The sequence below is a fragment of the uncultured Phenylobacterium sp. genome (assembly GCF_902826855.1).
Classification (GTDB): Bacteria; Pseudomonadota; Alphaproteobacteria; order Caulobacterales; family Caulobacteraceae; genus Phenylobacterium.
In genome coordinates this window covers 1-6,173 of the sequence record NZ_CADEGK010000245.1, presented here as the reverse complement: position 1 = coordinate 6,173, position 6,173 = coordinate 1, and the positions used below count along the sequence as shown (strand labels likewise).

At 67.2% G+C, this 6,173-nt stretch carries 4 protein-coding genes and 1 rRNA gene; 3 read left to right on the top strand and 2 right to left on the bottom strand.

Annotation, left to right across the window (positions count from 1 at the left end; translation table 11 throughout):
* The coding region (locus QZV94_RS22210; RefSeq protein WP_293682101.1) for a pitrilysin family protein at positions 1–2,707 on the bottom strand (2,707 nt) is incomplete at its 3' end.
* Positions 2,708–2,883: 176 nt separating this feature from the next.
* Here QZV94_RS22210 and QZV94_RS22205 point away from each other — a divergent pair.
* Both QZV94_RS22205 and QZV94_RS22200 read left to right on the top strand, forming a co-directional pair.
* Positions 2,884–3,588: a rhomboid family intramembrane serine protease gene (locus QZV94_RS22205; protein WP_293682098.1), complete on the top strand. Its 705-nt coding sequence runs from the start codon at positions 2,884–2,886 to the stop codon at positions 3,586–3,588.
* Between the two features lie 90 nt (positions 3,589–3,678).
* Positions 3,679–4,107 (top strand): CBS domain-containing protein, encoded by a 429-nt coding sequence (locus QZV94_RS22200; RefSeq protein ID WP_293682095.1) that lies wholly within the window; start codon positions 3,679–3,681, stop codon positions 4,105–4,107.
* Positions 4,108–4,177: 70 nt separating this feature from the next.
* Here QZV94_RS22200 and QZV94_RS22195 read toward each other — a convergent pair whose 3' ends face one another.
* Complete coding sequence (locus QZV94_RS22195) at positions 4,178–4,621, bottom strand: Rrf2 family transcriptional regulator (RefSeq protein WP_293682092.1); 444 nt, start codon at positions 4,619–4,621, stop codon at positions 4,178–4,180.
* A gap of 686 nt (positions 4,622–5,307) precedes the next feature.
* Here QZV94_RS22195 and QZV94_RS22190 point away from each other — a divergent pair.
* Positions 5,308–6,173: ribosomal RNA gene (locus QZV94_RS22190) — 16S ribosomal RNA — on the top strand; the annotation flags it as partial.

Sequence of the window (6,173 nt, the reverse complement as noted above, 5' to 3'; positions counted from 1 at the left end):
AGTAGCCATTGGTGAGCTGCGCGCGCTGCAGTTGCTCCAGCCGCGGCTGCTTGGCCCGCGCCAGTTCGTCCGGCCCGATCTCGGTGATGGCCAGGTCGCGGGCGATCTTAAGCGTGTCGTCGAAGAAGCCGGGGAGCTTCTCCGGCGGAGCCTCGACGTTGGCGGCGACATAGCCCCAGCCGGACCAGACCAGGCTGTGCTGACTGTTCACGTCGGGCGAATAGGTCACCCCTTGCGCCTCGCGCAGCTCCTCGGTGATCCGCAGCTTCATCACCTCGCGCAGGATCGCGGTGTCGCGCGCCCGCTGGGGATCGGCCCAGTAGTCTGTGGTGCCCCAGCCGATATAGCCGATGGCCTGGTCGCCGCGGCCCTTGTGCGAGAGCACCACCGGCTGAGCTGCGCCCCGCGGGAACGGGACTGCGCGCTTGGCGGCAGGCACGGGGCGGGACTCGGCCCGGACGGGCAGGGCGCCGAAGGTGGCGGCGGCAGCCGCGATGACCTGATCAGGAACGACATCGCCCACGATCACCACCTCGATCGGGCCGGTCTGCAGCGCCGGCGTGATCGCCGCCTGCAGGTCCGACAGTCTGGCGTTCGCGATCTCCTCGCGGCTCGGGAAGGTCCAGCGGCGGTCGCCGGAATGCAGGAGGCCCGCGAGATCGCGCTGCATCACCCCGCCGTCCGTGGCCTCGTACTGGTCGTGGATGGTCTTGCCGGCGGTCTTGATCCGCTCGAACGCGGCCTCGCGCCAGCCCGGCTCGGTAACGTATGCGGCCAGCACTTGCAGTTGGGTGGGCAGGTCGTCGGTGCGCGTGCCGCCGCTGAACACGAAGGCGTCGTCGGTCACGCTGAAGCGGGCGCCGTAGACCTTCGCCGCCAGGACCTTTTCCATGTCCTCAACGTCGAGCTTCTTCAGCCCGCCCTCGATCAGGCTGCTGGCGGCCCAGAACGGGCTCTGGCGGTCGCTCGGCAGGCCGATCATGCCCTGGCCGATGTTGACGCGCACCAGCACCTCATCATCGCGGAATTTCGTGGGCCTGATGGTCAGGCGCACACCGTTGTCGAACCGCACGAAGGTCGTCTGAAGGTCCGCCACCTCGCGTCGCTCGGCCACCTTGCCCGGGGTACCGAAGGTCTCGTAGGGCCATGCGACCTCTGCGGCCTGCGCCGGCGGAGCCACCGCCACCGCCTGGGAGCTTGTCAGCGCGGCCAGGACCGCGGCCTTTCCGCCCTCGATGGCCTGGGGCGAGGCCATGAACACCAGGGGTCCTTGTCCCTGGAAGACGCCCTTCACGGCTGCGTTGACGGTCTCGGCCTTCAGGCCCTTCACGGCCGCCTCGAAGGTGGCAAGCTCGTCGGCCGGGGCGGTGACGACGGTGTGGTCGGCCAGAGAGCCCACGATTTCGTTGGCGAGGTCGACCTGGCGGCGGGTGGCGGCCCCGGCCGCCGCCGCCTGCAGGCCTGCGCGCACTTCCGCAATCTCTCGGTCGAGCTCGTCCTGGCGCACGCCGTATTGCACCAGGCGGCGTTGTTCCTGCTCGGCCGAAGCCAGGGCCTCGCGCCAGCGGCCCGGCTCGGCGTTGACCCCGATGGTGGCGATCTCGGCGGCGTCGTCCTGCTGGCCCTTGAACGCCGCGGCGCCCAGGAACGGCGGGTCGGAGGCGCGCGACATCGCCGAGTAGCGCCGGTTCAGCACCTGCAGGCCCAGGGTCTCGATCAGGTTGGCGCGGCGCTTGGCGACAGTGTCGAACGACAGGTCCGGCGGCGAGACCCAGGCCACCTGGAGGGTCTGGGTGACGCCCGGGTCCACGACCAGCCGCGCGTCGGCCGTGCGCTGCGCGATCGGGCCCTGGTCCGGCTCCCGCGCCGGGGGCGCCTTGGCCGTCCAGCCGGAGAACGACGCCTTGATTTTCGTCTCCATGGCGTCGACGTCGAAGTCGCCCACGGCCACGAGGACCGCTCGGTCGGGCCGGTACCAGCGGGCATAGTAGTCGGCGATCAAGCTCGCGGGCGCGGTCTTCAGCACCTCAACCTTGCCGATCGGCAGGCGGGCCGGAAGGCGCTGGCCCTGGAGCTGGAACTTCATCCGCTCGATCGCCACCCGGTAGCCGGGGGTGTCGCGCGCGCGTTCCTCCGACAGCACGATGCCCCGCTCGCGGTCCACCGCGGCCGGCGCGATAGTCAGCTCGGAAGCCGTTTCGCGCAGCAGCATCAGCGCGGTGTCGACCGTCTCGCCATCGCTCCTGGGCAAGTCCAGCTGGTAGACGGTCTCGGAGAAGCTGGTGGACGCATTGGTGTCGGGCCCGAACGCCAGTCCCAGACGCTCCAGGATCTTGATCATCTCGCCTTCCTTGACCCCCTTGGAGCCGTTGAAGGCCATGTGTTCCAGGAAGTGGGCGAGTCCCTGCTGGGCGTCGGTCTCCATCATCGACCCCGCGCCGATCCACAGCCGCAGCGCCGTTCGGCCCGGGGGGATCGACTGCTTGCGCAGCGCATAGCGCATGCCGTTCGGCAGGCTGCCGAATCGGATCGCGGGGTCGGGCTTCAGGTCCGAGCGGGCCTGCGGCCACTGGCCCGGGGCGAGCCGGGCGGGGAGGGGGCTGGCCGGCTTAGCGGGGGCCTGGGCCGGGATCGGGGCGGCCAGAGCAGGGGCGGCGATGGCGAGCGCGGCGGCGAGGAACGGGCCGGCGCGCAGAGGGCGGGTCATCAAGTCTGCCTGTCGTGGATCATGAGGCGGCACCATCGCGAAGGCGCATGGCGCCCGCAAGGCGCGAAAGGGGCGAGGAGAAAAAGGGGCGGGGCGAAAAGGGCGGGGGCAAAAGGCAAGCGCGCGCTCAAGGGCGGCCCTCGCGCGGGGGCCCAACAGCGACTACATGGAGGCCAATGCACGTTCTCCGTTTCGAAGCCCCGGCCCAGGGCGGGCCCGGAACCCCGCCGGCCCGCGGATCCGCGGATCGGCCCGGGCCCCAGCCCATGGTCAATGCGCCCTGGCCCGTGGTGGCGGTCACCCTGGCCATCGTCGCGGCCTACTTCGTCCAGAGCCGCTATCCCCTGCGCTGGGTGGAGGAGGCGCTGGGGTTCTCGCCGCTGCTGATGCTGCAAGGCCACCCCGAACGGCTGATCAGCTCGATATTCGTCCACGGCAACTGGGCCCACGCCCTGATGAACGCCGCCTTCTGCCTGGCCTTCGGGGCTCCGGTGGCGCGAGTACTGGGCCGTGGGGCCGGCGGAGCGGCGGCCTATTTCCTGTTCTTCCTCGCAACCGGGGTCTTCGCATCCTTCGGCTTCGCGGCGACCCACTGGAACCAGAACGTGCTGGCGATCGGCGCCTCGGGCGCGGCGTCCGGGCTGATGGGCGCCGCGGCGCGGATCATCGGCGGCCAGGGGCGCGTGGGCCCGTTGTTCTCGCCGGCGGTCCTGCAGATGGGCGGGGCCTGGGTGATCATCAATGTGATCATGGCGCTCACCGGCGGACTCCTGATCCCCGGGAGCGGCGACGCGGTGATCGGGTGGGAGGCGCATCTGGCCGGCTTCGCCGCCGGCGTCCTGCTGATCGGACCGTTCGCCTGGCTGGCGGGGCGGCGCTGACTCGCCTCACGCGCGCGTGACCCGCGCATGCATTGTGTCTGGGTTGAAAACGGGCGAACCTACCCTCCGGACGAGAGACGGAGTTCCAGCATGCTGGTCTCGCAGATTCTGCGCACCAAGGGCGACAAGGTTTTCACCATCAAGCCCGGCGAACTCGTCGGCGCGGTGGCGGAGATGCTCAGCACGAAGGGAATCGGCGCCTTCGTGGTGCTGGAGGCCGACAAGGTCGTGGGCATCGTCTCCGAGCGCGACATCGTGCGCGCCGTGGCAAGGCAAGGCGCCAGCGCGCTGGACCGGCCGGTCTCGGACTTCATGACCGCCAAGGTGGTGATCGCCGACCCGGGCGAGACGGTGGATTCGCTGCTCTCACGCATGACCGACCGGCGCATCCGCCACCTGCCGGTGTGCAAGGGCGAGCGGCTCGTGGGCATCGTTTCCATCGGCGACCTGGTGAAGTGGAAGATCTCCGAGGTCGAGGCCGAGGCCGACGGGCTGAAAGCCTACATCGCAGCCAGCTGAATTCGGGCTCCTGCAGCCCCCTGCCGAATCGCAACCGAGAGCGGGCGGCTGCCCCGCCGGCGTTCTGGGCCTACAGCGCCGTCCTGAGGGGCTCGGGTGCGCCGGAGACGGCGGCGTCGGCCAGGGTGTAGGCCTCGAGGACGGCGGCGGTGGCGTCGCGGGCGCGCAGCAGCGCCTCGCGCAGGGTGCAGGTGGCGAGGTCGGGACAGTCGGCGCACTTGCGGAAGCCGAGGCGCGGGCTGACGCAGGGAGCCAACGCCAGGGGACCGTCGATGATGCGGATGACCTCGGCGAAGGTGATCTCGCCGGCGGCGCGGGCCAGGACGTAGCCGCCGAACTTGCCCCGGCGGCTGACCACGATCTGGTTGCGCGACATCTCTAGGAGGATGGCCTCCAGGAACTTGCGCGGGGCGCCGGCGCGTGCGGCCAGCTCCCCGGCGCTGAGTTGGGTCCCGCCGGCGCGGGCGAGTTCCACCAGCGCACGCAACCCGTACTTGGCCTTCTGCGACAGCATTCTCTCTCCACAGCCCCGCCTCGCTGGACGAGAGCGCCCTCCGGCTGGCAACGGCGCGGCAGTAGTGCCCCGCCGACCAGGGCCGCCGCAAGACGACCGCGCCCTTCGAGAGACGACGGTTTGCGAGAAATTCGATGACAATCGGTTGACGCCGGAACGGGCGCCCCCTAGATAGCCGCCTCCGCCGGGCACACACACGCCGGGAAACGAAGGGAGCGCCCACAAGGCGCTTGATTTTCGGGTCCAGTTGAGTATGTTCCCGGACTTCAATCGAATCGTCACGGACTAGAGGGAAGCCCCTCGGCGGCCCGAGACGATTTTTGCGGCCTGTTTTCGGGTAACCGAGGTGGTCCGCAGAAAGTCTGAAAAGACTGATTGACACCAAAGAGGCCGGTCAATAGATAGCCGCCTCCGCCGCCCACCGGCGCTAAACAGTGGGGCAGGCGAAAGCCGGTCTGGGTCTTTGACATCGTTGAATTGGAAAGAGAAACGCAGGCGGCGGCGTCCTGGCGATAGTGCTAACCACACTATCTCGACGCTGACTGTGACTGCGGTCTCTTGAAGACACCATGAATATGGTCGACCCTCGGGTCGGCCACAATTTGTGGGAACTCGTCAAGAACTACGCAGACTATAGCCAGTCGATCCCTAGTGGATCGAGGAAGCCGAAAGTCAGAACGTCAACTCAACCTGAGAGTTTGATCCTGGCTCAGAGCGAACGCTGGCGGCAGGCCTAATACATGCAAGTCGAGCGCACCTTCGGGTGAGCGGCGGACGGGTGAGTAACGCGTGGGAATGTGCCCTTTGGTACGGAACAACTGAGGGAAACTTCAGCTAATACCGTATGTGCCCTTCGGGGGAAAGATTTATTGCCATTGGAGCAGCCCGCGTTGGATTAGGTAGTTGGTGGGGTAAAGGCCCACCAAGCCGACGATCCATAGCTGGTCTGAGAGGATGATCAGCCACACTGGGACTGAGACACGGCCCAGACTCCTACGGGAGGCAGCAGTAGGGAATCTTGCGCAATGGGCGAAAGCCTGACGCAGCCATGCCGCGTGAATGATGAAGGTCTTAGGATTGTAAAATTCTTTCACCGGGGAAGATAATGACGGTACCCGGAGAAGAAGCCCCGGCTAACTTCGTGCCAGCAGCCGCGGTAATACGAAGGGGGCTAGCGTTGCTCGGAATTACTGGGCGTAAAGGGCGCGTAGGCGGACAGTTTAGTCAGAGGTGAAAGCCCAGGGCTCAACCTTGGAATTGCCTTTGATACTGGCTGTCTTGAGTTCGGGAGAGGTGAGTGGAATTCCGAGTGTAGAGGTGAAATTCGTAGATATTCGGAGGAACACCAGTGGCGAAGGCGACTCACTGGCCCGATACTGACGCTGAGGCGCGAAAGCGTGGGGAGCAAACAGGATTAGATACCCTGGTAGTCCACGCTGTAAACGATGAGTGCTAGTTGTCGGCATGCATGCATGTCGGTGACGCAGCTAACGCATTAAGCACTCCGCCTGGGGAGTACGGTCGCAAGATTAAAACTCAAAGGAATTGACGG